This window comes from Rhizobium oryzicola (assembly GCF_030504645.1).
Lineage (GTDB): Bacteria > Pseudomonadota > Alphaproteobacteria > Rhizobiales > Rhizobiaceae > Neorhizobium > Neorhizobium oryzicola.
The window spans coordinates 337,721-363,683 of sequence record NZ_JAUKWQ010000001.1; the positions used below are offsets into that span (position 1 = coordinate 337,721).

22 protein-coding genes are annotated in these 25,963 nt (G+C 59.5%); 13 read left to right on the forward strand and 9 right to left on the reverse strand.

Translation table 11 applies throughout. The annotated features are described in order from the left end of the window. Nucleotides 1-36: 36 nt before the first annotated feature. Nucleotides 37-669, forward strand: coding sequence for a nucleotide exchange factor GrpE (grpE, locus tag Q2T52_RS01650; RefSeq protein WP_302074943.1), 633 nt, complete (start codon nt 37-39; stop codon nt 667-669). Between the two features lie 79 nt (nt 670-748). On the opposite strand, the gene ptsN is transcribed toward grpE, so the two are convergent. The 6 genes from ptsN to lptC form a co-directional block, all read right to left on the reverse strand. Then, on the reverse strand, nt 749-1,213 hold the full coding sequence (gene ptsN, locus Q2T52_RS01655; protein WP_302074944.1) for a PTS IIA-like nitrogen regulatory protein PtsN: 465 nt from the start codon (nt 1,211-1,213) through the stop codon (nt 749-751). 66 nt (nt 1,214-1,279) lie between these two features. Further along, nucleotides 1,280-1,852: a ribosome hibernation-promoting factor, HPF/YfiA family gene (gene hpf / locus Q2T52_RS01660; protein WP_302075995.1), complete on the reverse strand. Its 573-nt coding sequence runs from the start codon at nt 1,850-1,852 to the stop codon at nt 1,280-1,282. 219 nt (nt 1,853-2,071) lie between these two features. After that, the gene (gene rpoN / locus Q2T52_RS01665; RefSeq protein WP_302074945.1) at nt 2,072-3,622 is read right to left on the reverse strand and encodes an RNA polymerase factor sigma-54; all 1,551 of its coding nucleotides are present in this window, start codon (nt 3,620-3,622) and stop codon (nt 2,072-2,074) included. Nucleotides 3,623-3,773: 151 nt separating this feature from the next. Then, entirely contained in the window at nt 3,774-4,568 is a 795-nt protein-coding gene (gene lptB, locus Q2T52_RS01670) for an LPS export ABC transporter ATP-binding protein (RefSeq protein WP_302075996.1), read from the reverse strand. A gap of 12 nt (nt 4,569-4,580) precedes the next feature. Beyond that, the gene (locus Q2T52_RS01675) at nt 4,581-5,195 is read right to left on the reverse strand and encodes an LptA/OstA family protein (protein WP_436799472.1); all 615 of its coding nucleotides are present in this window, start codon (nt 5,193-5,195) and stop codon (nt 4,581-4,583) included. After that, the gene (lptC, locus tag Q2T52_RS01680; RefSeq protein WP_302075998.1) at nt 5,192-5,875 is read right to left on the reverse strand and encodes an LPS export ABC transporter periplasmic protein LptC; all 684 of its coding nucleotides are present in this window, start codon (nt 5,873-5,875) and stop codon (nt 5,192-5,194) included. Before lptC ends, Q2T52_RS01675 begins: the two co-directional genes overlap by 4 nt. A gap of 192 nt (nt 5,876-6,067) precedes the next feature. Between lptC and sppA the strand changes: the two genes are divergently transcribed. From sppA to Q2T52_RS01695, 3 genes are all read left to right on the forward strand, one after another. Beyond that, a complete protein-coding gene (gene sppA, locus Q2T52_RS01685; RefSeq protein WP_302075999.1) occupies nt 6,068-7,024 on the forward strand; it encodes a signal peptide peptidase SppA in 957 nt (318 codons plus the stop codon). A gap of 26 nt (nt 7,025-7,050) precedes the next feature. Beyond that, nucleotides 7,051-7,356 carry an integration host factor subunit beta gene (locus tag Q2T52_RS01690; protein ID WP_302074946.1) on the forward strand — a complete coding sequence of 102 codons (306 nt, stop codon included), beginning with the start codon at nt 7,051-7,053 and terminating at the stop codon, nt 7,354-7,356. 136 nt (nt 7,357-7,492) lie between these two features. After that, complete coding sequence (locus Q2T52_RS01695) at nt 7,493-7,825, forward strand: lipopolysaccharide assembly protein LapA domain-containing protein (protein WP_302074947.1); 333 nt, start codon at nt 7,493-7,495, stop codon at nt 7,823-7,825. Between the two features lie 279 nt (nt 7,826-8,104). Here the strand turns inward: Q2T52_RS01695 and Q2T52_RS01700 are convergent, their stop codons facing one another. Beyond that, entirely contained in the window at nt 8,105-8,560 is a 456-nt protein-coding gene (locus Q2T52_RS01700) for an SRPBCC family protein (RefSeq protein ID WP_302074948.1), read from the reverse strand. A gap of 108 nt (nt 8,561-8,668) precedes the next feature. Between Q2T52_RS01700 and Q2T52_RS01705 the strand changes: the two genes are divergently transcribed. The 5 genes from Q2T52_RS01705 to olsB all read left to right on the forward strand — a co-directional run bounded on the left by Q2T52_RS01705 (nt 8,669) and on the right by olsB (nt 14,247). After that, nucleotides 8,669-9,772, forward strand: coding sequence for a class I SAM-dependent methyltransferase (locus tag Q2T52_RS01705; RefSeq protein WP_302074949.1), 1,104 nt, complete (start codon nt 8,669-8,671; stop codon nt 9,770-9,772). After that, nucleotides 9,769-10,629: a TrmH family RNA methyltransferase gene (locus Q2T52_RS01710; protein ID WP_302074950.1), complete on the forward strand. Its 861-nt coding sequence runs from the start codon at nt 9,769-9,771 to the stop codon at nt 10,627-10,629. Before Q2T52_RS01705 ends, Q2T52_RS01710 begins: the two co-directional genes overlap by 4 nt. Further along, nucleotides 10,626-11,138: a signal peptidase II gene (gene lspA, locus Q2T52_RS01715; RefSeq protein WP_302074951.1), complete on the forward strand. Its 513-nt coding sequence runs from the start codon at nt 10,626-10,628 to the stop codon at nt 11,136-11,138. Before Q2T52_RS01710 ends, lspA begins: the two co-directional genes overlap by 4 nt. Nucleotides 11,139-11,186: 48 nt before the next feature. Then, nucleotides 11,187-13,298 (forward strand): hybrid sensor histidine kinase/response regulator, encoded by a 2,112-nt coding sequence (locus tag Q2T52_RS01720; protein ID WP_302074952.1) that lies wholly within the window; start codon nt 11,187-11,189, stop codon nt 13,296-13,298. A 79-nt stretch (nt 13,299-13,377) separates the two neighbouring features. Further along, a complete protein-coding gene (gene olsB / locus Q2T52_RS01725; protein ID WP_302074953.1) occupies nt 13,378-14,247 on the forward strand; it encodes a l-ornithine N(alpha)-acyltransferase in 870 nt (289 codons plus the stop codon). A gap of 71 nt (nt 14,248-14,318) precedes the next feature. Here the strand turns inward: olsB and Q2T52_RS01730 are convergent, their stop codons facing one another. Further along, nucleotides 14,319-16,601: an NADP-dependent malic enzyme gene (locus tag Q2T52_RS01730; protein ID WP_302076000.1), complete on the reverse strand. Its 2,283-nt coding sequence runs from the start codon at nt 16,599-16,601 to the stop codon at nt 14,319-14,321. A gap of 202 nt (nt 16,602-16,803) precedes the next feature. Between Q2T52_RS01730 and mutS the strand changes: the two genes are divergently transcribed. The 4 genes from mutS (at nt 16,804) to murJ (ending at nt 25,111) form a co-directional block, all read left to right on the forward strand. Further along, nucleotides 16,804-19,446, forward strand: coding sequence for a DNA mismatch repair protein MutS (gene mutS, locus Q2T52_RS01735; RefSeq protein ID WP_302076001.1), 2,643 nt, complete (start codon nt 16,804-16,806; stop codon nt 19,444-19,446). 81 nt (nt 19,447-19,527) lie between these two features. Then, nucleotides 19,528-20,532 (forward strand): helix-turn-helix domain-containing protein, encoded by a 1,005-nt coding sequence (locus Q2T52_RS01740; protein WP_302074954.1) that lies wholly within the window; start codon nt 19,528-19,530, stop codon nt 20,530-20,532. Nucleotides 20,533-20,714: 182 nt separating this feature from the next. Next, the gene (locus tag Q2T52_RS01745; protein WP_302074955.1) at nt 20,715-23,546 is read left to right on the forward strand and encodes a [protein-PII] uridylyltransferase; all 2,832 of its coding nucleotides are present in this window, start codon (nt 20,715-20,717) and stop codon (nt 23,544-23,546) included. Then, a complete protein-coding gene (gene murJ / locus Q2T52_RS01750) occupies nt 23,543-25,111 on the forward strand; it encodes a murein biosynthesis integral membrane protein MurJ (RefSeq protein ID WP_302074956.1) in 1,569 nt (522 codons plus the stop codon). The genes Q2T52_RS01745 and murJ overlap by 4 nt, the downstream gene beginning before the upstream one ends. A 7-nt stretch (nt 25,112-25,118) precedes the next feature. On the opposite strand, the gene Q2T52_RS01755 is transcribed toward murJ, so the two are convergent. Beyond that, on the reverse strand, nt 25,119-25,556 hold the full coding sequence (locus Q2T52_RS01755) for a YcbK family protein (protein ID WP_436799473.1): 438 nt from the start codon (nt 25,554-25,556) through the stop codon (nt 25,119-25,121). Nucleotides 25,557-25,963 lie beyond the last annotated feature (407 nt).

The following is a 25,963-nucleotide window of genomic DNA, read 5'->3' on the forward strand; positions in this document are numbered from 1 at the left end:
CCTCTCTCATTCAATCTCATGTGACCGGAGACCGTCATGACCGACGAAACCAAGAAGAACGGACCTGACGCATCAGCCACCGAAACGACGACGGAAGCTGCTGCATCCGCCGAGTACGAAGCTGCAAGCGAAGGCGCGCAGGCCAATCCCGATCCATTGGAAGCCATTCGTGCCGAAAATGCGGAGTTGCGGGACCGCTTCCTACGTCTGGCGGCGGAAATGGACAATCTGCGCCGCCGCACCGAGCGCGACGTCAAGGATGCCAAGTCCTATGCCGTGACCGCATTTGCGCGCGATATGCTCAGCGTATCCGACAACCTTCGCCGTGCGCTGGATGCCATTCCGGCCGATGCCAAGGACAATGGTGATGCCGGTTTGAAGGCCCTGATCGAAGGCGTCGATATGACCGAGCGCTCTATGCTGTCGGCGCTGGAGCGTCACGGCGTGAAGAAGATCGAGCCGGAAGGCCAGAAGTTCGACCCGAACTTCCACCAGGCGATGTTCGAAGTGCCAAACCCGAATGTACCAAACAACACGGTGGTGCAGGTCGTGCAGGCTGGCTTCGTCATTGGCGAGCGCGTTCTGCGTCCGGCCATGGTCGGTGTCGCCAAGGGCGGCCCCAAGGCTGACGCTGCCGGCGAACCGGCTGCTCAGGACAGCAACGCCTGAAATTTCTAGTGACATTTCCGAACAGCAAAAAGCCCGCGCGATGCGGGCTTTTTCATGCCATCAGTGTTATCGAAGTGCATCAGGCGGCGTTGGATGTCTGCTGCTCGTTGAGGCAGGCGTAGATCGCAGTCGCAGAATCGGTCGCCCGCAGCTTCGCAACCAGTTCCTGGTCGCGCAGAATGCGCGCAATCCGCGACAATGCCTTCAGGTGATCGGCACCGGCTCCTTCCGGCGCCAAAAGCAAAAATACCAGATCGACCGGCTGGTCATCCAGCGCTTCGAAATCGACCGGCGTTTCCAGACGGGCAAAAACCCCCTTGATGGAGGGAATGCTTGTCAACTTACCATGCGGAATGGCAATGCCGTGACCGACACCTGTGGAGCCCAGGCGCTCCCGCTGCAGGATCACGTCGAAGATCTCGCGCTCACCAACACCCGTCAGCTTGGCGGCTTTCGCCGCCAATTCCTGCAACAACTGCTTCTTGGAATTCACCTTGAGGGCGGGGATAATTGCATCTTGCTGCAGGAGATCTGCCAACGCCATTCTCTTCATCCTTCATGCCCCCGAAGGGGAATGGGAGCGCTGCGAGAGCGCTCCCTTCAGGCTATTCTATCCCTTGATACTGGCGGCGTCGATCCAGCCAATATTGCCGTCATTACGGCGGTAAACGATGTTGAGCTGCTTCCCCGGATTGCGGAAGAACAGTACCGGTTCGTCAGTCATGTCCAGTGCCATAACGGCGCTGGCTACAGTCATTGTCTTCAGTGGCTTCGAGCTTTCGGCCACGATAGTCGGAGCGAAGTCCTCAGGCACCTCGTCGGCTTCGTCAGGAATGCTGTCCATCACCGTATAAGCAATCTCAGCATGACCGTTCTGGGTTGCGCCAGAATGGTGGTCGCGAAGCTTGCGCTTATAGCGGCGAAGGCGCTTCTCAATCCGCTCTGCGGCGGCATCGAAGCTATGCTGCGGGTCGTTGGCTTCGCCTGCCGCATGCAGGATGATCCCTGTATCGAGATGCACCTTGCAATCGGCCGAGAACCGGGAACCGGATTTCTCGACGATGACCTGTCCCGAATATCCTCCGTCGAAGTACTTTGTAACCGCCTCCCCTATATGGTCCTCGATCCGCTTTCTAAACGAATCCCCGATTTCCATATGTTTTCCGGATACACGCACACTCATGGAATGCTTCCTTCTCGTCGTGACTTGCACGTATCACTCTACGTCAAGCCGCCCACGCATCCAAGCGCCTCCCGCAGACATTCCGGGACATAAACGTCAAATGCCCTTCCGGTTCGTTAGCGCGTGTGCCTTCCATCCATGCTGGTGCGCCGGGCTTGTAGGCGGCTCGGACATAAAAGTCAACGATCCGTAAATTAGAGGCTGTTGACGTCTGCGGTATTATACCGCTGCGAGTTTCGCCATGGCCTTTTTCTCCCGCCGCCGCTGTACGGAGGAGGGAATGTTCATGGCTTCCCGGTATTTTGCCACCGTACGGCGTGCTAGTTCGACGCCGCTGTTCTTGAGGCTGGTGACGATATCATCGTCCGAAAGGACCGCGTCTGGCGATTCCTTTTCAATCATGAGGCGAATGCGATGGCGAACGGCCTCTGCCGAATGGCTATCGCCGCCTTCGGCCGAGCTGATTGAGACCGTAAAGAAGTATTTCAGCTCGAACAGGCCGCGCGGTGTCAGCATGTATTTGTTCGAGGTGACGCGGCTGACGGTGGATTCATGCATCTTGATTGCTTCGGCCACCGTCTTCAGGTTCAGCGGACGCAGGTGATCCACCCCGTGCTGAAGGAAGGCATCCTGCTGGCGCACGATTTCCGTGGCGACCTTCAGAATGGTTCTGGCCCGCTGGTCCAGGCTTCGTGTCAGCCAGTTGGCGTTCTGCATGCATTCCGACAGGAAGTTCTGGTCTTCGTCATTGCGGGTGCCGCGGCTCGACACACTCTGGAAGTAGGTGTGATTGACCAGCACCTTGGGAAGTGTATCCGGGTTGAGCTCGATCAGCCATTCCCCATTGGAGGAGGCACGCACCACGATATCGGGAGCAACGGCCTCGCTCACTCCGCCTTCGAAGGTGCTGCCGGGACGCGGGTTGAGTGCGCGGATCTCGGCCAGCATGTCGACGAGATCCTCGTCGTCGACGCCGCAGATCTTGCGCAGCGAACTGAAGTCGCGCTTGGCCAGAAGCTCGAGATGCGCGATTAGCGCTTGCATGGCGGGATCGAAACGATCCTTCTGCTGCAGCTGGATCGCAAGGCATTCCGCCAGGGAACGGGCAAATACACCCGGCGGATCCAGTGTCTGCAGGCTCTCCAACACCTGCTCGACATCCTGAAGGCTGGTGCCCAGTCGGTCTGCGGTTTCGCTGCAATTCCCCTGAAGGTAACCGTTTTCATCCAGTTGGTCGACCAGGTGCTGGGCAATCAGCAGGGCGGATGCATTGGTAACGACAAAGGGTATCTGCTGCTGGAGATGCTCCCGCAAAGTGACTGCACCGGCGACGAACTCGTCGAGGTCGTAACTTTCCCCGGCTTCTCCGCCAGGCATCGACTTCCACTGGCTGATGAGCTCTGGCGCATCCGGTCGCCGCTCAGCGGTATCGTCCGGGAAGATATTCTCGAAGTTGGAGTCCAGCTGCTCGCTCAGTCCTTCCGGCTTACGAGAGGTATTGTCAAACCAATCGCCATCGTCGCCGCCATCGCGCGCATCCTCGGAACCAGCGGGCGCTTCAGCGAACAGATCGGCACCATCGCCGCCTTCGCTGCCTGTTTCGCCATCGCTTGATGCAAATTCGAGCAGCGGGTTCTTTTCCACTTCCTGCGCGATAAACTGGTTCAGCTCAAAATGCGTCATCTGAAGCAGCTGGATGGACTGCATCAGCTGCGGCGTCATCACGAGCGACTGGGTCTGGCGCAGGAAAAGGCTGGCGGATAAGGCCATGGCGGACGCTGAACTCCCTACAATCCCCCTGTATGTGACTGAGGCTCAACTTTTTACGTGCAGCCAAACTCACTTGGCCCAAAAATTGCTTTTTTAAACAACTTGGTCAAGCGGTCAGAGGGTGTGGGCGAAAATTTCTCGCGCAACAGCCTTAAAGGCTAAACTTGTCGCCGAGATAGAGCCGTCGAACATCGGCGTTGTTGACGATGTCCTCAGCGCGGCCATGGGTCAGAACCTCACCTGCATGGATGATGTAGGCGCGGTCGATAAGGCCGAGCGTTTCACGCACATTGTGGTCAGTGATCAAAACGCCAATGCCGCGCGCCGTCAAGTGACGCACCAGGTTCTGGATATCCGAAACCGAAATGGGGTCGACACCCGCAAAGGGCTCGTCCAACAGCATGAAGGCCGGATCGGTTGCCAGCGCGCGGGCGATTTCAAGACGACGACGTTCGCCACCCGAAAGCGCGACCGCCGGTGCCTTGCGCAAGCGGCTGATGTGGAACTCTTCCAGCAACTCGTCCAGCTTGCGTTCGCGCTTTTCGCGATTGCGCTCATGCACTTCCAAAACGGCGCGAATATTTTCCTCGACCGTCAGCCCGCGAAAGATCGAGGCTTCCTGCGGAAGATAGCCAACCCCAATACGGGCGCGGCGATACATCGGCATGCGCGTCACGTCGTTGCCGTTGATGGCGATCATGCCCTCATCCACGCCGACCAGGCCGGTGATCATGTAGAAGCATGTGGTCTTGCCGGCGCCGTTGGGGCCAAGAAGGCCCACGGCTTCGCCACGGCGCACCACCAGGGACACCCCGTTGACCACGCGGCGCGAGTCGTAGGTCTTCGACAGGCCATGCGCAATCAGCGTGCCTTCATACCGGGCTTTGTCGCGCGGATCGAAGCCTTCAACGGCCTCCGGTTTGGCGCGCTTGGAAAAAAGAGACATCATGCGGTCTGGTTACTGCTTCGCGCCGGGCGCGTTGCTGGGCTTGGACTTGGGATCCAGCATGATCTCCACGCGTCCACCACAAGCGTCGAGCTTGGCCTGTCCCGAGTTCATCAGAACCGTCAGCTTGCAGCCCTTGAAGACGTTTGGTCCGTCCGAAAGCACGACCTGCTTACCCGTCAGCACCAGCGTCTGGGTTGCCATTTCGAACACGCCGTTATCGGCCGTTGCCTGCTGGGTGCCCGAGTTGAGCAGAACCTTGCCATCCACGAAAATCTTGTCGATGTCGGCCTGGCCGGACGAGATCGGGCTGCCGCCCGAACTCTTGGATGCGGCATCGCCGTCAGCTTTATCCTTGTCCTTGTAAAGGACGGTCATCTTGGACGACTTCATGGTCGTCGTGCCCTGCACAACTTCCACATTGCCTGTGAAGTAAGCCTTCTTCTCCTCATCCTTGATTTCCAGCTGGTCGCTCTGGATCTGGATGGGTTGGTCCTTTGACAGCTTCATTCCGTCCATCGACTTTGTCGTCGACTGTGCAAAGGCCGCTGAAGACAGACAGGCAAGGGTAAGCCCGGTCGCGAGCCGGATCATGTCGCTGGTAGAGAAGTGAAAACGACTCGTCATGGGGCCGAACTCTGGTTGCCTTCGTTGTGGATTGCGTTGGCAGCCAGATTAACCTGAACCTGCCCCGCGAAGCTGATTGTTTTACCCTTATCGGATATCTTCATCGACTGCGCAACAATAGACGCTTCCTGCGTTTTAATGTGCACCGTATCTTGCGTGTCCATCAGGCCTTGCTGAACATCAAGACTTGCGGACTGGAAATTGGCCGTAATGCCATTGCTGAGATCGACCTGAAAAGGTGCCGTCAGGTTCATGCGGTCGGTCGAACGGTCGTAAACACCGCTTTCGGCGGCAACGCGCGCAATCACGGTGGCATTCAACGGCATCGCAGCCTTCACATTTTCCAGCGTCAAATGATTCTGGTTCTGAAGATCCTGCAGCGCGCGTGTGGCGGTCAAAGAGTAGCTTACGCCCTTCTCATTGCGGCCGGCCATGGCAGGGCTTTCCATGACGATCTTGCCATCCTCGATGCGAGCGCTCTGGATCGTCAGCTTTTCCGGGAGATAGGCGCGGACAAAAGATACGGCGATAAAGATGGCCGAAATGACGGCTGCCGCGATGGGAAGAAGGATGCGCAGGCGTCGCACCCTGCGCGAATGCGCAAGCGCAGCCTGGTACGCGGTGGCACGCGAACCTCCCGTGACCTCAGACGAGGTTGGTTGTGACATGGTCTGCAGCATGAATTCCTTCTGGCCATCAATCGACGTCACGCCAGCCGTGGCTGCCTGGCGACAAGGAACGGCGCATGAAGCCCTAATATGGCTTTTCTTATTCAACAAACAATAACGAATGACACAATTTCGTGTAGTGACTGTAGCGATTCGTCCGTCATGGATGATGAAAAGTGCGACACTGGATGGGGCAAGGCGACAATGGATCAACTGGCGATAGCGGATAGGCGGGCTTTGCGGCGGAAATTGACCTTCTGGCGTGTGGCGGCAGCGCTGCTGATCGTTGCGATCGGTTTCTCGCTCTACCGATTCGGCGCAGCACCCACGGACGGCGTCTCGCGGCCGCATGTTGCCCGCATCGAAATTTCCGGGATGATCACAGATGATCGCGAGCTTCTGGAGCGCATCGAGAAGATCCGCAAGAGCAGCCAGGCGAAGGCGCTTGTCGTGTCCATTTCGTCGCCGGGCGGGACGACCTATGGCGGCGAGCGCCTGTTTAAGGCTCTCCGTTCCGTTGCCGCCGAAAAGCCCGTCGTTTCGGATGTGCGCACCCTGGCGGCATCGGCCGGTTACATGACTGCGACCGCGGGCGATTACATCGTTGCTGGCGAAAGCTCGATCACCGGCTCGATCGGCGTCATCTTCCAATACCCGCAGGTACAGGACCTCTTGGACAAGCTCGGCGTCTCGCTGCAGGAGATCAAGTCCGCGCCGCTGAAGGCCGAGCCTTCCCCCTTCCACGCCGCGAGCGACGACGCCAAGGCGATGATCCGCGCCATGGTGATGGATAGCTTCGACTGGTTCGTCGGTCTCGTTTCCGACCGCCGCCATATGAGCCGAGAGGAAGTTTTGAAGCTTGCTGATGGAACGATCTTTACCGGTCGGCAGGCGCTCAAGGCGAAGCTGGTGGATGCGCTGGGCGGCGACGCCGAGATCCGCGCTTATCTGAAGGGCCGCGGCGTGGCGGAAAACCTTCCGGTTCTCGAATGGAAGAAGGATGAGGAGCGCAGCTTCTTTGCCCTCCCCACGGCCGCTGCCTATTTCATTCGCCTGCTCGGTGTCGATGCCACGGGGACACCGGATGCAATGCGCGACTGGGCAACAAAGAAGTTGTTCCTTGACGGTCTCCTTTCGGTTTGGCAGGTTGGACAGGATTGAATTTTCAAGCCTTTCAGGGGGACCTCGTGATCAAGTCAGAGCTGGTGCAGATCGTTGCGGCACGGAATCCGCACCTCTACCATCGTGACGTCGAGAATATCGTGAACGCGGTCCTGGATGAGATCACCGATGCTCTTGCCGCCGGAAACCGTGTCGAGCTGCGCGGCTTCGGTGCCTTTTCCGTGAAGAACCGTCCATCGCGTTCCGGCCGCAATCCGCGCACGGGCGAGACGGTGTTCGTCGAGGAAAAGTGGGTTCCCTTCTTCAAGACGGGTAAGGAGCTGCGTGAGCGCCTCAACCCGGATCTGGTGGACGAAGAAGACGGCGACTGATTGTTGTCATTCCTCCTGCGGGCCAGGCGGGTGGATTGTTCCACCGCCTTGAAACGGCCTCAGGCGGCACTATTCTCAAATGTATCGAAATTACGGAATGATTCCGCCGGTCGGGATCACTTGGCGGAGCCTTGGCATGGAACGGATCAAGAAAATCATCGGAATGGTCATTCTTGTGCCGTTGGCGATTATCCTTGTTGTGCTCTGCGTTGCCAATCGCCAGAGCGTCACGCTTGCGCTCAATCCGTTCAATCCGTCCGATACGGTGCTGTCGCTGACTGGCCCGCTCTTCCTGCTGCTGTTTGTGGCCTTGCTGTTCGGAATGGTCATCGGATCCGTCGCGACCTGGTTTGCACAGGGCAAATACCGTCGTCAGGCGCGCATCGAAGCACGTGAAGCGCTGAAGCGCCAGGCGAGCGAGCCGCAGAGCACCGCATCCTCCACGGCGCTAATCTCGCGCCACGGCTAGAGCCTATCAGGGCTAAATGGATTCGTTCTGCCGGAAGCATTTTTGTCAGGATCAAGGCTTTCGGCGAAGGGCGTACCTTCTGGTACAGTCGAGACGAAAGCCGAAGATAATGGCGGAAAATGATCCGGCCCTTCGGGTTAGCTGAGGCGGGTCATCTGCTTCGTCCAGCGGCTTGGCCGTATGCATTGGCTACGACACGCGCCGCTCTCCTCGCATCTGATCCCGCCTGAGCCAACAGAACTGTTTCCATTTAACCCTGATAGGCTCTAACAGCATCGATCAGAGTTCCATTTCCCGGTGGGCGACGGTCGCGTTGAATTCTGCAAAGAACTGCTGCGCGAGTTTCTGTGAGGTAGAGCCGATCAGGCGTGATCCGAGCTGTGCCAGCTTGCCGCCCACTTGCGCGTCTGCCGAATAGCGCAGGATGGTTTCGTTGCCTTCCTCGGTCAGTTGAACATCGGCAAAGCCCTTCGCAAAGCCTGCAATACCGCCCTTGCCTTCGCCTGATATCCGGTAGCTTTCGGGAGCGTTGATGTCGCTCAGCGTCACCTCGCCGGCGAAGTTGGCGGAGACGGGTCCAATCTTGATACGCACCGTTGCAGCAAGTTCAGTTTGGGACTTCTGTTCAAGAGTCTGGCAGCCGGGAATACACTGCCGCAGGATTTCGGGATCGTTCAAGGCAGCCCAGACAATATGACGCGGGGCCGCAATGCGTTCTTCGCCGCTGATTTCCATAAGCTCCTCCCAGGCCGGACTCCTCTTCCGGCAATGACATCCTTATGTATCGCAGATGGGAAAGGCCTTTGCCAAGGGCAAAGCGGATGCTATCTGCTCGCCGGAACAATGGCGACAAACCGGGTGGACGCGTTGAAGAAGAAACTAGACCGGCATGAGGCGCGGCCAAAGGCGCAAAAGCAGGAGTTTCGGCCACGTCCGAAAACGCCGGCGCAACCGCAGCCGCAAGCAAAGCCAAAAGCCGTTGAACCAAAGTCTACCGAGGCGCCCGCCCGCCCGTTGCTCGATCGGCGCGGAGAGCGCCCGCCAGAGCGTGTTCCCGTTATCCTCGAATCATCAGGCGCGGGAGATTTCCATCTCATTGATAGCGGTGATGGTCTAAAGCTGGAGCAATACGGTCCCTATCGAATCGTGCGGCCGGAAGCGCAGGCGCTTTGGCGTCCGTCCGAAAGCGCGCAGGTCTGGGAAAAGGCGGATGCGATCTTCACCGGAGATACGGACGAAGATGGCATGGGTCGCTGGCGTTTTCCCCGCGAGGCACTTGGCGAAACCTGGCCGCTCTCTTTGCTCGGCGTCGATTTCCTGGGCCGTTTCACCGCCTTTCGGCATGTGGGCATTTTCCCGGAGCAGATCGTTCACTGGCGTTGGGTGAAGGAACAGCAGGAGGCGGCCGGCCGACCGCTGAAGGTCCTCAATCTGTTCGGCTATACCGGCGTTGCCTCATTGGTAGCGGCCGCCGCCGGTGCGGAAGTAACCCATGTGGATGCCTCCAAGAAGGCGATCGGCTGGGCGCGGGAAAACCAGACGCTGGCGCGGCTCGACCGGGCGCCGATCCGCTGGATGTGCGATGACGCGATGAAATTCATCCTGCGCGAGGAGCGCCGCGGCAACCGCTATGACATCATCCTGGCGGACCCACCCAAGTTCGGGCGCGGACCCAATGGCGAAGTGTTCCATCTCTTCGAACAACTGCCGCTGATGCTGGATGTCTGCCGTGAGCTTTTGTCAGAAAAATCTGTGGGCCTTGTTCTGACGGCCTATTCAATTCGCGCGAGCTTCTATTCCATTCACGAGTTGATGCGGGAGACCATGCGCGGCGCCGGCGGCGTTGTGGAATCCGGCGAGCTTGTCATTCGTGAAGCCGGCGTGGACGGCAAGGCATCGGGCAGGGCGCTTTCCACTTCTCTCTTTAGCCGCTGGGTAAGGCAATGACGGATATTGATCGCAGGGCAGGTGCCCGACGGGTGGGACAGGTGAAGGAGGTCACCAGCCTCGCCAATCCCATCATCAAGGATATCAAGGCGCTGACCCAGAAGAAGGAGCGCGAGCAGAGCGGTGCCTTCCTGGCGGAAGGCCTGAAGCTCGTCATCGATGCGCTGGAACTCGGCTGGGAAATCCGTACCCTTGTTTATGCCAAGGCTGCCAAGGGCAAGCCGCTGGTCGAGCAAGCGGCCGCCAAGACGGTTGCGCGCGGCGGTCTCGTGCTGGAAGTCAGCGAAAAGGTCATCGGCTCCATCACGCGCCGCGACAATCCGCAAATGGTGGTCGGTGTGTTCGAGCAGCGCTTCGCGCGGCTTGATGATCTCTCGCTCGACAAGTCACAGACCTATGTGGCGCTTGACCGCGTACGCGATCCCGGCAATCTCGGTACCATCATCCGCACGGCCGATGCCGCCGGTGCTTCCGGCGTGATTCTGGTTGGCGAATGTACCGATCCGTTTTCTCTGGAAACGGTGCGCGCCACCATGGGGTCGATCTTCGCGCTTCCCGTGCTGCGCGCCACGGAAGCAGAGTTTACCGCCTGGGCGAAGAGATCGGGCGGGCAGGTGGTGGCAACCCATCTGGCTGGCGCCGTGGATTATAGAACTGTCAACTACGCAGCAAAACCGACGATCATTCTGATGGGCAACGAACAGTCCGGCCTGCCACCCAGCCTCGCCAAATCGGCTGACCGTTTGGCACGCATTCCCCAGCAGGGCCGTGCCGATTCGCTGAACCTTGCGGTGGCGACGGCTGTCATGTTGTTCGAGGCGCGTCGGCATCTTCTCAATCTGGACCAGACGGCATGAGTTCTATCGACGAAAAGCCCACGCTGTTTGCCCGACCGATCCCCATCCTGACCTTCGTGGTGCTGGCGGTGCTGGCGGATCAGTTGATCAAGATCGCGGTTGAGAAATATCTGCCCTTCCAGGATTCGGTCGAGGTGCTGCCTTTCCTGGCCTTGTATCGCACCTATAATCTCGGCGTGGCCTTTTCCATGCTGGCCGATATGGAAGGCTGGTTCATCGTCGGCATGCGCCTTGTCATCGTCGCCTTTGTTCTTTGGCTCTGGAAACGTACGCCCAAACACAGGCATTTCGCCCACACAGGTTTTGCACTGATTATTGCCGGGGCTCTTGGCAACCTGTTCGACCGGTTTCTCTATGGCCATGTGGTGGACTATATCCTGTTCCATACGGGCACCTGGTCTTTTGCCGTGTTCAACCTAGCCGACAGCTTCATCACCATTGGTGCCGGCTGCGTCATTCTCGATGAGTTGGTCGGCTCGCGTAGCACAAGGACAGATCCTAAAACTTGATCTGCATTTAGAAAGTATTTGGAAGCAAAAGCCTGCTAGGTTCGCTTTATGCGCGATCTCGCAGACCTGCAAAACCTCCTGAAAGCAGCCTTTGGCGACCCGCAGAAGGCTGAGGGTGATGTGCGTGCCTCGGAAACTGGGTTGCCGAGAGGCGAGGGCGAGGTCGTAACTCTGCCGCTTCCGGCTGTCGATTTCGCTGCGAGGGCTGGTCTTTCCGCCGCACAATCCTCGGACCATTCAAGTTTTGAAGAGTCGGCCCAGCCGACACGCTCCGGCGCCGGATTGCAAGCGTTGCTGGATGCGCAGGATCTCTTTGGCGTGCCCGCACTTGTGCGCACACTGGATGGCCTGCTGCTGGTCGCCAACCGAAGCTTCCAGAAGTTGACCGGCTATACCGATGAACAGCCGATCGAACTCGAGGAACTGGGAATTTCGCTGCGCGCAGCACCCTCCTTCGAGCCCTATGATGTCGAGGTCTCCACGCGAACCGGTTTTCGTATCCTCGCTTGGCAGGATGCTCGTCTGGTCAGCCCCTCGGGCGGCGAGAGCCTGTTCTTCAGCATTGCTCGCGATGTGAGCGATGAGCGCGACACGGCGCATTTGCGCGAGGAGGCGCGGCTGCGGGCAGAGCGTGTGGCCGCATCCAAATCCCGCCAGGTGGCGACGGTCGTGCATGAGTTGCGCACACCCCTCAACGGCATTCTCGGCATGAGCCATCTCTTGTGGCAGACATCGCTGACGCTGGAGCAGAAGAACTATATCGGCGGCATTCGCCAGGCAGGCTCGGCGCTTGCGCAGCTTGTCGACGACCTCCTCGACTATGCCACCATGGAAGCCGGCCGCTTCCGGCTGAACAGCCGCGCCGAAAGCCTTCGCCAGCTCTTGGAAAGTGTGGTCGAGATGCTGGCGCCGCGGGCCCATGAAAAAGGCATCGAGATCGGCGCGACGGTTTCTTCAGAAGTTCCCTCCCTGATGGACTTCGATCCGGCACGCCTGCGCCAGGTTCTGTTCAACGTCATTGGCAATGCGGTGAAGTTCACGGCGAAAGGGGGCGTTCTGATCCGGGTCGCCGTCGAGGGCGATGATCTCGTCATCAGCGTGAGGGATACCGGACCCGGCATGTCGGAAGTGGCGCAGCGAAAGATCTTCGAGGAATTCGAACAGGCGGGCGGCGCGGAAGACAGAAGCGGAGGCACGGGGCTTGGCCTGTCCATCTCTGCGCGCATCCTGAAGGAGTTCAAGGGCTCGCTCACGGTCATGAGCGAAATCGACAAAGGCAGCATCTTTACCATCCGCTTCCCGGCGGCGCGTGCCGAAGATGGCAAGGAGAGTAGCGACCGGATGCTGCTCCTGCGTTCCTCCCGGGTGCTGTTCGTGGCGCCTATCGGACCTGCCGCCAGTGCCACCATCGCGACGATCGAAACGCTTGGCGGACGCTGCCGCCATGTGCGCACGGCAGAAGAGGCAGAACGCGCGCTCGCACAGGCCGGGCGTCAGGGTAGTGGCTTCACCGACATGATCGTGGACCATCGTACAGCAGGTCTGGTGGAGAGCCATATGGCCACAGACCTCAGGCGCATCCTGCTGGTGAGCCCGGAGGAGCGCGGTTCGCAGCCCTGGGATTCCTACGATGCCTGGCTGATCCGGCCTTTGCGTGAGCAGTCGCTGGTGGATGTGCTGCGTGGCCGGCTCGGCGGTTTCGCAAACAGGCGAACAGAACAGACAGCGGAAGCGTCTTTACCCGTTGACGATGCGACTCAAGGATTTTCCGTGCTTCTCGCTGAGGATGATCCGGTCAGCGCGATGATGGTCGGCGCCATCCTTCGTCGCGCAGGCTACGAAGTGCGACACGTGTCCGACATGGATGGATTGCAACAGGCGCGCAATGACCGCCGTCCCGACCTCATCATTTCCGATATTCACATGCCGGGCGGCGATCTGACAGACTTTCTTCCTGCTTTCGAAACGGACAAAAACGAACTCCAGGCGGGTGCGCCCCCCCTTCTTGTTCTGAGCGGCGAAACCGATGGCCGCATTCAGGCCAAAATTCTGGCGCATGGTGTAAAACAAGTGTTGCAAAAGCCGGTTGATCCGCAGGTTTTGTTGCAGGAAGTCCGGTCCGCTCTCTCGGCAAGCCAAGGCTTTCGCCGCTCATCCTGAACCTGTGTCATCATCTGTCACTTTATTGTCGTAGATTGATGTTCTATGAATGCAGCCACTCAGGGACGGGGTGAATCATATGACCATCGATCTGCTCAAGCGCGAAGTCGCCTTGGAAGCCGAACACACCGCACCTTTGCAGCGGCAGGAAACAGACGTATTTGGCCGCATCGGCAGTATGGAAGTGCGTCTGGCACGTTCGCAAAGGGAAATCGACGCCGCACAGGCGATCCGCTATCGCGTTTTCGTCGAGGAGATGCATGCGCAGTTGCCGCCGGAGGCGATGCGCCGCCAGCGCGATTTCGACAGCTTTGATGAAATCTGCGACCATCTTCTTGTCGTCGACACGGCTCTTTTCGGCGATCCGGAAGACCAGATTGTCGGCACCTACCGCCTGCTGCGGCAGGAAGTGGCCATGGCGCATGGCGGTTTTTATTCCGGTTGCGAATATGATCTGGCCCCGCTTCTCGCCCGCCATCCGGACAAGCGGTTCATGGAGCTTGGCCGCTCCTGCGTGCTGCCGCATTATCGCACGAAGCGTACGGTCGAACTGTTGTGGCTCGGCAACTGGGCCTATTCCGTCAAGCATGGCATGGATGCCATGATCGGCTGCGCCTCCTTCCCGGGCATCAGCCCGGAAACCCATGCTCTGGCGCTCTCCTTCCTGCATCATAATGCCCGCGTGAAGGGGGACTGGACTGTTTCCGCACGGCCAGAACTTTATCGCGATATGGATATGATGCCGGCGGAAGCCGTCAACGCCAAGCGCGCCATCATGGCCATGCCGCCGCTCATCAAGGGCTACCTGCGCCTGGGCGCTATGGTGGGTGACGGTGCCGTTGTGGATCAGGCCTTCAACACCACGGATGTGCTGATCGTTCTGCCGACGGCGTCAATCGCCGGTCGCTACATCAACTATTACGGCGCGGACGCCAGCCGCTTCGCTTGAGATGATCTCTCTTCAATGAAAAAAGGGCCGTCCCAAAAGGCCGCCCTTTTTTCATGTCCGGTGACGGCTGATCAGCTGCCGGCGTTGTAGGCGGCGATTGCTGCCATGTTGACGATGTCGCTGTCCTTGGCGCCCATGGAGGTGATCTGCACCGACTTGTCGAAGCCGACCAGCAGCGGGCCAATCACGGTCGTGCCGCCCAACTCTTCCAGCATGCGCGTCGAGATGGAAGCGGAATGAATGGCGGGCATGACCAGAACATTGGCCGTGCTGGACAGGCGGCAGAACGGATACTGTTCCATGCGCTGCGCGTTCAGTGCCACGTCTGCTGCCATTTCGCCGTCATATTCGAAGTCGACGCGGCGCTCGTCGAGGATAGCCACCGCCTCGCGCACCCGCTCTGAGCGTTCGCCGCGCGGCTGGCCGAAGGTGGAATAGGCGAGGAAGGCAACGCGCGGCTCGTACCCCATGCGCCGCGCCATGCGGGCGGCTTCCGTTGCGATATCCGCCAGTTCGTGCGCCGTCGGCATGTCATGCACGGCGGTATCCGCCACGAAGACGGTGCGACCGCGCGATACCACCAGCGATACGCCGATCACCCGATGGCCGGGCTTTGCATCGATGCAGCGGCGAACGTCTGACAAGGCTGTCGCATAATTGCGGGTGGTGCCCGTCACCATCGCGTCCGCGTCACCGAGCGCCACCATGCAGGCGGCAAAATGGTTGCGGTCGTTGTTGATCAGGCGCTGCACGTCGCGCAGCAGGTAACCCTCACGCTGCAGGCGGGCGTAGAGATAATCCGTATAGGCTTCGACGCGGGTGGAAAGGCGGGCATTGACGATCTCGATGCCGGGGCGATCGAGTTCGATGCCTGCACGTTCCGCCGTCGTGCGGATCACATCGTCACGGCCAAGCAGGATGGCAGTGCCGAGCCCCTGCGCGATATAGGAGACCGCAGCGCGCATCACCTGTTCTTCTTCCGCTTCCGCGAAGACGACGCGCTTCGGGCGGCGGCGAACCTGCTCGTAAATCCCTTGCGTGGTTGCCGCGATCGGATCGCGACGGGCGGAAAGCTCGCGGCCATAGGCGTCGAGATCGGTGATCTCCCGCCGTGCTGCGCCGCTTTCCATCGCCGCCTTGGCAACCGCGACCGGAATGGCCGAGATGAGGCGCGGATCAAAGGGAACCGGAATGATGTATTGCGGCCCGAAACGCGGACGAACGCCCTGATAGGCGGCGGCAACATCATCAGGCACGTCTTCGCGGGCAAGATTGGCAAGTGCCTCGGCAGCGGCAATCTTCATGGCATCGTTGATCTGCCGGGCGCGAACGTCAAGCGCGCCACGGAAGATATAGGGGAAGCCGAGAACGTTGTTCACCTGGTTTGGATAGTCGGAGCGACCGGTCGCCATGATCGCATCGTCGCGAATGCGGGCGACTTCCTCCGGGGTAATTTCCGGGTCCGGGTTCGCCATGGCGAAAATGATCGGTCTGTCCGCCATGGAGCGGATCATCTCTTCCGTGAAGGCGCCCTTCTGCGAAAGGCCGAAGACCACGTCGGCGCCCTTCATGGCTTCTTCCAGCGTGCGCGTGTCGGTTTTCACCGCATGCGCGCTCTTCCACTGGTTCATGCCCTCGGTGCGACCCTGATAGATGACTCCCTTGGTGTCGCAGAGAATGATGTTTTCCGAGTTGAAGCCCATCGCCTTGATGAGTTCGATACAGGCAATGGCCGCAGCACCGGCTCCGTTGCAGACCAGCTTGGTGGTCTTGAGGTCACGGCCCGTCAGTTCCAGCGCGTTGATGAGGCCGGCGGCTGCGATGATCGCGGTGCCGTGCTGGTCGTCATGAAAGACCGGGATGTCCATCAGCTCGCGCAGGCGGCTTTCGATGATGAAGCATTCCGGTGCCTTGATGTCCTCCAGGTTGATCCCGCCGAAGGAGGGGCCGAGATAGCGCACACAGTTGATGAACTCGTCGACATTCTCCGTATCGACTTCCAGATCGATGGAATCGACGTCAGCGAAACGCTTGAAGAGAACAGACTTGCCTTCCATGACCGGCTTGGAGGCGAGCGCGCCGAGATTGCCGAGGCCAAGGATGGCCGTGCCGTTGGAGATGACGGCGACCATATTGCCGCGCGTGGTGTAATCATAGGCGGTTGCCGGGTCGGCGGCGATGGCCTTTACCGGCACGGCAACGCCCGGCGAATAGGCGAGCGAAAGGTCGCGCTGTGTCGCCATGGGTTTGGTGGGGGTAATCTCCAGCTTGCCAGGTCGGCCGGTGCTGTGAAAATCGAGCGCTTCCTGTTCTGTAACGGACGCTTTCTTGCGCGGCGCAGGCCGATTGTCCATGGACGTCATGTCTCCTCCAGCATCTTGTGGGCATCCGGCAGCTTTCGGATGCATGTTATTGTCTTCACGGGGTCTTCATCGATAGAGTCGCAACCACGCCCGCGCAATAAAAAATGGCCGAAACCTCTTGGATAGTCATAGATCAGAAATCTTGAATACAGCCGAGCTAACCTCTGCGGAAAGCCGCGCATCGGCCACGCCGATGATGGAGCAGTATATCGAGATCAAGGCGAACAATCCGGATTCGCTTCTGTTTTACCGGATGGGAGACTTCTACGAGCTGTTCTTCGAGGATGCCGTGGAAGCCTCGCGTGCGCTCGGCATCACGCTGACGAAGCGCGGCCAGCATCTGGGCCAGGAAATTCCCATGTGCGGCGTGCCGATCCACGCCGCCGACGATTACCTGCAAAAGCTGATCTCGCTCGGCTTCCGTGTGGCTGTCTGCGAGCAGGTGGAAGATCCGGCAGAAGCCAAGAAGCGCGGCTCCAAATCCGTGGTGAAGCGCGATGTGGTGCGGCTCGTCACGCCGGGAACCCTGACGGAAGAAAAGCTGCTGTCACCATCGGAGTCCAATTATCTGATGGCGCTCGCACGCATTCGCGGCGGAAGCGACGCGCAGATGGCGCTCGCCTGGATCGATATTTCCACCGGTGTGTTCCGGCTGGCGGAAACGACGCCGCTGCGTCTGCTGGCCGATATCCTGCGCATCGAACCGCGCGAACTGATCGTGGCTGATACCGTCTTCCACGATCCCGACCTCAAGGCGACCTTCGACATTCTGGGGCGGGTGGCCGTGCCGCAGCCGGGCGTGCTGTTTGATAGCGCAACGGCAGAAGGCCGCATCACCCGCTATTTCAACGTTGGAACGCTGGATGGTTTCGGCACCTTTTCCCGTGCGGAACTGGCGGCTGCAGCCGCAGCCGTTGCCTATGTCGAAAAGACCCAGATTGCCGAGCGCCCACCGCTCAACCCGCCGGAACGGGAAAGCGGCGCCTCGACCCTCTTCATCGATCCGGCCACCCGCGCCAATCTGGAAATGACACGCACTCTGTCGGGCGATCGTGACGGTTCGCTCTTGAAGGCGATCGATCGGACAGTCACCGGCGGCGGTGCGCGGCTTCTCGCCGAGCGGTTGATGTCACCGCTGACGGACCCGGATGCGATCAACCGGCGGCTGGATTCGGTCGCCTTCCTGATCGATGAGCCGTCGCTTTGCAGTGATCTCCGGGCTGCGTTGAAGCATGTGCCGGATATGCCGCGCGCGCTCTCTCGATTGGCGCTCGACCGCGGCGGCCCGCGGGATCTCGGCGCGATCCGGCAGGGCCTGTCGGCTGCCCGGCATGTGGGCGAGTTCCTGTCTGGTGCCCTGCTGCCGGAAGAATTGTCGGATGCGCTGAAGGATCTAAGCGCACTGCCCTTCGACGTGGAGCATTTGCTGGGGGAAACGCTGGGCGATGAGCTGCCGCTGTTAAAGCGCGACGGCGGTTTCGTCCGCGATGGCTCGCATGTGGAACTGGACGAAGTCCGGGCGCTGCGCGACCAGTCGCGCCGAGTGATTGCTGGGCTGCAGCTGCAATATGCGGAAGAGACCGGCATCAAGTCGCTGAAGATCAAGCACAACAATGTGCTGGGTTACTTCATCGAGGTGACGGCCGGAAATTCTGGTCCCATGACCGATACGCCGGAAGCCAAGGCGCGCTTCATCCATCGCCAGACCATGGCAAACGCCATGCGCTTCACCACCACGGAACTGGCGGATCTGGAAAGCCGTATCGCCAACGCTGCCGACCGGGCTCTGACGATCGAGCTTGACGCCTTCGATCGCATGACGGCAGCGGTTCTGGAGAAAAGCGAGGCGGTGAAGGCCGGTGCGCGGGCGCTTTCCATCATTGATGTTGCGGCGGGGCTCGCCCTTCTGGCGGAGGAGTGGAACTACTGCCGTCCGGATGTGGATGGCTCTCGCCAGTTCTGCATCGAAGGCGGGCGCCACCCGGTGGTGGAACAGGCGCTCAGGCGGCAATCGGCCACGGCCTTCATTGCCAATGATTGCGATCTTTCGCCGAATACTGATGGGGGCTTTGGCGCCCTCTGGCTGCTGACCGGCCCCAACATGGGGGGTAAATCGACCTTTCTGCGCCAGAATGCGTTGATTGCCATTCTCGCGCAGATGGGTTCCTTCGTGCCGGCGCGCGCTGCGCAGATCGGCGTTGTCGATCGCCTCTTCAGCCGTGTGGGGGCCTCGGATGACCTGGCACGTGGCCGCTCCACCTTCATGGTGGAAATGGTGGAGACGGCGGCCATCCTCAACCAGGCTACGGATCACTCGCTGGTCATCCTGGATGAAATCGGGCGCGGTACCGCGACCTTCGATGGCCTGTCGATTGCCTGGGCGGCGGTGGAGCATCTGCACGAGGCCAACCGTTGCCGCGGGCTGTTTGCTACCCACTTCCATGAGTTGACGGCGCTGTCGGAAAAGCTGAACCGGCTATCCAACGCCACCATGCGCGTCAAGGAATGGGATGGCGACGTCATCTTCCTGCACGAGGTCGGCCCCGGCGCGGCGGACCGTTCCTACGGCATTCAGGTCGCAAAACTCGCGGGCCTGCCGGATGCGGTGGTGGCGCGCGCCCGTGACGTCCTGAACAAGCTGGAAGATGCTGATCGCAAGAACCCCGCCAGCCAGCTGATCGACGATCTGCCGCTGTTCCAGGTGGCGGTACGGAAAGAACAGGAGAAGCGCGGGCCTTCCAAGGTGGAGGAGGCGCTGAAGGCGATCAACCCTGATGATATGACCCCTCGGGAGGCGCTGGATGCGCTCTATGCGCTGAAGAAGCAGTTGGGATGATGGGCCGCTGTCATTCTCTCTGGAACATGCTAGAGCGGTGACCAGCTATCATTCCCTCTGCGTCTTGAGGATTATCCAGTCGTGCTGTCGGTTCCGCTGCCATTCATTGCCGGTCTCGTCGTCGCGCTGATCCTTTACCGCAACCTCAAGGGCGTCGAAGCGCCGGGTTCGCGGCGATATCTCAACACCTTTCTCGGCCTGTATGCTGTACAGGGCATGATCATTGGGTTGCGGTTTGGCTATGGCGTGAATGCGCTGATGCTGGTGCAGCCGGTCACGGCCTCCATCATGCCGCCGCTCGCTTATCTCACCTTCCGCGCCCTGTCATCGAACCCCGTGATCAAGCCTTGGCCGCATATCCTGCCTCCGCTGCTGCTGGCGTTGGGCGTTGCCTTTGCACCGTGGTTTGTTGATCCGCTGCTGCTCTCCATCTTTCTGGGCTATGGGGTGGCGATCTGGCGTTTAACCGTCGAGGACGACCTCACGGAAGCTGCTCTACAGAAAACGACGGCAACGATCCGCGCTGCCCGCGTGACGGCGCTTTTGCTGGCCTTCTTCTCGCTGACGGATGGTCTTCTTTCCGTCTTCACCTTTTTCTACGGCAATGCCTATGTGCCGATCGCCGTGACGGGCATGAATATCGGCGCCATCATGATTGTGGGCGCCTATTATCTTTGGCCGGAGCAGGAGGCGTCGCTTTTCGTTGCCGCGACCGGTCGAGGCAAGCAGAATGCGCCGGAGGATGAGGCCGCACTCGAAAGGATTGCCGAAGCGCTGGAAAGCGGCCAGCTCTATGCGCAGGAGAATCTGAGCCTGGCGCGTCTGGCGCGAAAGGCCGGCATGCCCGCCCGCGAGGTCTCCGCCGTCATCAACCGCATAACGGGTCTCAACGTTTCTCAATATGTCAACAATCGCCGCATTGAGGAGGCCTGTCGCCTTCTGGAGCAGACGGAGAAATCCGTGACCGCGCTGATGCTGGAGGCGGGCTTTTCCACCAAGTCGAATTTCAACCGCGAATTCCGCCGCGTCACCGGCACCAGCCCGGCGCAGTGGCGTAGCAATGCGCGCAAGAAGGTTGCCGGGTAATATCTTCGAAACCAAGTGGGTGAAAAAGCCGATTTCCGCCCCATCATCCAAGCTGGAAGAAACTTCTCCGAAACACCCTTGCCGGATTGTTCGTGTTTGAAATGGTTTCTACCTATTTTGATTGGGCATTAATGGCCTAAAAGGCTATAGCCGCTTTGCGGGAGCGGCACCGGCAGGATGACATGGCAAGACACGAAATCGATTTTTCCGAACTTCTCGATGTGCAGCAGTTGCGTAAGGACTGCGATGCCGTGGCGGCAAAGGGCTCCGGAAAGCTTCTGGAAGTGAGAGCAGCGCTGCTGCCGGTTCTTCGCCAGGCGAGCAATGAAGGTCGCGAGAAGGCACGACAGAAGCTTTCGGAAGACGGCAGCGGTCTCAATTGCGCCGAACGCATTTCCTGGATTCAGGACCGGCTGATCGAAGTCATTTACGCTCTCGTTGCCAAGCATATCTATCCGAAGTCTACCGCCGATGTGTCGGTGACGGCAGTCGGCGGTTACGGTCGCGGCACGTTGGCACCCGGATCTGACATCGATCTTCTCTTTCTACTGCCGCCCAAGAACACCGATGAAATGCGCAAGGCAGTGGAATTCCTGCTCTATGTTCTCTGGGACCTGGGCTTCAAGGTGGGCCATGCCACCCGCACGGTGGATGAGTGCATTGCGCTCTCCAAGCAGGACATGACCATCCGCACGGCGATCCTTGAGACGCGCTATATCTGCGGCAACGTCAAGCTGGAGCAGGATCTGCAGAACCGCTTCTATGGCGAGATCGTCAACCATAGCGGTCCGGATTTCATCGCCGCCAAGCTCGGCGAGCGCGATGCGCGCCACAAGAAGGCAGGCGATACGCGCTATCTGGTCGAGCCGAACGTGAAGGAAGGCAAGGGTGGCTTGCGCGATATCCAGACGCTGTTCTGGATTGCCAAGTACCATTACCGTGTCCGCACGGCGGAAGAACTGGTGAAACTCGGCGTGCTGTCGCGCCAGGAATGGCGCCTGTTCCAGAAGGCGGAAGACTTCCTTTGGGCGGTTCGCTGCCACATGCACTTCCTGACCGGCAAGGCGGAGGAGCGTCTCTCCTTCGATATCCAGCGCGAAATTGCAGAAAACCTCGGCTATCATGCCCGCCCGGGTCTTTCAGCAGTCGAACGCTTCATGAAGCATTACTTCCTGGTGGCGAAGGATGTGGGCGATCTCACACGTATCCTCTGCGCGGCTCTGGAAGAGGAACAGGCAAAGCCCGCGCCGGGCCTGACAGGCGTGATTTCCCGGTTCCGTCGTCGTGTGCGCCGCATTCCCGGCAGTTCTGAATTCGTGGAGGATCAGGGCCGCATTGCGCTGGCCGATCCCGAGGTCTTCAAGCGCGATCCGGTCAGCATCATCAGGTTGTTCCACGTCGCCGATCTGCACGGGCTTGAGTACCACCCGGATGCCTTGAAGGCGATTACCCGCTGCCTGTCATTGATCGATGACCGCTTGCGTGAGGATGCCGAGGCGAACCGACTGTTCATGTCGATCCTCACGTCCCGCATTGATCCCGCCATGACGCTGCGCCGCATGAACGAGGCGGGCGTTCTGGGGCGATTCATTCCGGAATTCGGCAAGATCGTCGCGATGATGCAGTTCAGCATGTATCATCACTACACGGTGGATGAGCATCTGATCCGCGCCGTCGAGGCGCTGTCGAATATCGACAAGGGCCTGTTTGCGGACGAGCATCCGCTCGCCAACAAGCTGATGCCGCATATCGAGGAGCGCGAGGCGCTCTATGTGGCAGTGCTGCTGCACGATATTGCCAAGGGCCGTCAGGAGGATCATTCCATTGCTGGTGCGCGCGTTGCCCGCAAGCTCTGCCCTCGGTTTGGCTTGAAGCCGAAGCAGACGGATCTGGTGGTCTGGCTCATCGACCAGCATCTCTTGATGTCGATGGTGGCGCAGACGCGTGACCTGAACGACCGCAAGACGGTGACCGACTTTGCCGATACCGTGCAGTCGCTCGACCGGCTGAAGATGCTGCTGATCCTGACGATTGCGGATATCAGAGCTGTCGGTCCGGGTGTCTGGAACGGCTGGAAGGGCCAGTTGCTGCGCACCCTTTACTACGAAACCGAGTTGCTGCTGTCGGGCGGCTTTTCCGAAGTTTCTCGCAAGGAGCGCGCGAAAGCCTCGGAAGAGGCACTGGCGCATGCGCTTTCCGACTGGAGCCAGAAGGACCGCAAGCTCTATTCCCGGCTGCATTACCAGCCCTATCTTCTGTCTGTGCCGCTGGAAGACCAGGTACGGCATGTCACCTTCATCCGCGAAGCCGATCGCTCCGAAAAGGCGCTTGCCACCATGGTGCGCACCGACAGCTTTCGGGCAATTACGGAAATCACGGTGCTGGCGCCGGACCATCCGCGCCTTTTGTCGATCATCGCAGGTGCCTGTGCGGCTGCCGGTGCCAACATTGCCGACGCGCAGATCTTCACCACCACCGACGGCCGGGCACTGGATACCATTCTGGTCAGCCGCGAATTCCAGAACGACGAGGACGAACTTCGCCGTGCGGCCACGATCGGCCGCATGATCGAGGATGTTCTTGCCGGCCGAAAGCGCCTGCCAGAGGTCATCGCCACCCGCGCCAAGGCCAAGAAGCGCAACAAGACCTTTACAGTTCATCCCTCGGTGACGATTTCCAACACGTTGTCGAACAAGTTCACGGTTCTGGAAGTCGAAGGTCTCGACCGCACTGGTCTTCTTGCGGAAATCACCTCCGTGCTGGCCGATCTGTCGCTTGATATTCATTCGGCCCGCATCACCACATTCGGCGAGAAGGTGATCGACACCTTTTATGTCACCGATCTCGTCGGCCAGAAGATCACCAATGAAAACCGTCAGGGAACGATCCTGCAACGGCTGAAGACTGTCGTCAGCGAGCAGGAGGATGAATTGCGCAAGGGCATGCCGTCGGGCATCATCGCGCCCGATCCAGCCTCCGCCACAACCATCCGCACCACACGCGCACAAGCATGAGCCTCGTCAAGAAATTCGCGACCGTTGGCGGAGCAACGCTTGGAAGCCGCCTATTCGGCTTTGCCCGTGAGACGCTGATGGCGGCAGCGCTCGGCACCGGACCCATGGCCGACGTGTTTTACGCGGCCTTCCGTTTCCCTAACCTCTTCCGCCGGCTGTTTGCGGAAGGGGCGTTCAATGCGGCCTTCGTGCCGCTGTTTTCGAAGGAGATCGAGGCCAACGGCGTCGAGGGTGCCAAACGCTTTTCCGAGGAAGTGTTCGGCGTCCTCTTCACGGTGCTGCTGGTCATCACCATCGTCATGGAGCTTTCCATGCCGCTTTTGGTGCGCTTCATCATTGCGCCTGGTTTCGCCGACGACCCGGAAAAGACTTCGATCACCATCCGCATGGCCGCGGTGATGTTCCCCTATCTCATGTGCATGTCGCTGACGGCCATGATGAGCGGCATGTTGAACTCGCTGCATCATTTCTTCGCGGCGGCCATCGCACCCGTCTTCCTCAACGTTGTCATGATCAGTGCGCTGTTCTACGCCTTGTGGGTGGGAACTGATCCGTTGACGACGGCCTGGTATCTGTCCTGGAGCGTCCTCGTTGCCGGCATTCTCCAGCTTGCGGTCGTTTATTTCGGCGTCATTCACGCGGGCATCAGGATCGGTTTCCGCGCGCCGCGGTTCACCCCTAATGTCAAGCGCTTGCTGGTGCTGGCCATTCCGGCTGCTGTTACCGGCGGCATTACCCAGATCAACCAGATCATCGGTCAGGCGATTGCCTCCGCCAAGGAAGGCGCGATCGCGGCCCTTCAATATGCGGATCGAATCTACCAGTTGCCGCTGGGTGTGGTCGGTGTTGCTGTCGGTGTCGTTTTGCTGCCGGAACTTGCCCGTGCGCTGAAGTCCGGCCACATGAAAGAAGCGGCAAATATCCAGAACCGTTCGCTCGAATTCGTGCTGTTCCTGACGCTGCCGGCGGCGGGTGGCATCTGGATGCTGTCGGAGGCCATTATCCGCGTGCTCTATGAGCGTGGCGCCTTCTCCGCCGACAATACCACAGTCGTTGCCTCCATCCTCGCCATCTACGGACTGGGCCTGCCGGGCTTCGTCATGATCAAGGCATTGCAGCCGGGATTTTATGCCCGCGAGGATACCAGGACGCCGATGCGTTTCACCATGCTGTCGGTTGTCGTGAATTCTGCTCTCGCCATTTCGCTCTTCCCGCTGATTGCCGAACGCGGCATTGCCACGGCGGAAGTGGCGGCGGGCTGGATCAACACGGTTCTTCTTTTCACGACGCTTCTGCGTCGCGGCGACCTGCAATGGGAATGGGCCTTGGCGCGGCGGGCCGCACTTCTGCTGGTCGCAACCGGCGTCATGTGCACGGCACTGATCTATGGCCTTGATTACGCCAAGTCGTGGCTGGTGCCAGGTACACCGCTTCTGGAAAAGACCGCGGCACTGTTTGCGCTGATAGGCCTGGCTATGCTGGTCTATTTCGCTACCGCTTTTGCCATTGGCGGGGCGGATCTCGGGATGATCCGCCGCAATCTGAAGCGCAAAGCCAAGGGCTGACCCGAGGCTACGACCTCGAACGTCCGCAATGTGTCCAGCGGCGTTGCGGCCCCACATCCACATGGATGATGCCGTTGCAATAGCGGCCGATGCCACCAATGCCCGGAGCCGTCGACGCGGCGGCGATGATCGCCTTGTCGGAAAGGCCAGGCACGCGAATATCGGCCGCCAGGCAGTGGCTGTGCTGTGATGTCCCGGCACGTGGTCTATGCCCTGACGTTACGATCGGCTTGCGGCCGGTTTCATCGCGGATATGGGCGAGGATGGCTTCCAGCTTTTCCGGAAAGCAGGCCGTTTTCACGCTGACCGTCTGAACCGAATAGGCCGCCGTATAGTCGTGTTTGAACAGGTTGCCGCGGCGCTTCTTGACCATGTCCACTTCTCCTGCGAACGCCGTCGAAATCGTCATGAGTGAGGCGAGCGCCACGCAAAACAGGATGCGCATGTTTATCTCCGTCAACCGGACGCCCGAAAGCACAGGCGTGCATTGAAGTCGACGGAGCATTTCGTTTCAGAAAGTGACGTCAATAAGGACAAATTTGCTCAATTTTGAGATCTGTCCTGCCCAGAAGCTTAACCCTCATTTACTTTTTCAGCCAGTTGACGCCTTGTTGCGACGCTCGGAACCGACATTTTGCCTTGCTGGACTGTAGGGATCTCTGTGGAAAAGTTTTCTTCTTGAGTCATGTCATTGCGCGCAAGCGGAAACTTCTTTTCAGAAATTGCCGGGCCACAAAAGGAAGGCTCACAAAATCTTGATTGGAGAACAACATTTCTGATTTGGGCTTGTAATCCAAACAGGATTCGCGTTTCACCACTATTTGTAAAAAAACACCCACGGGGAAAAGGAGA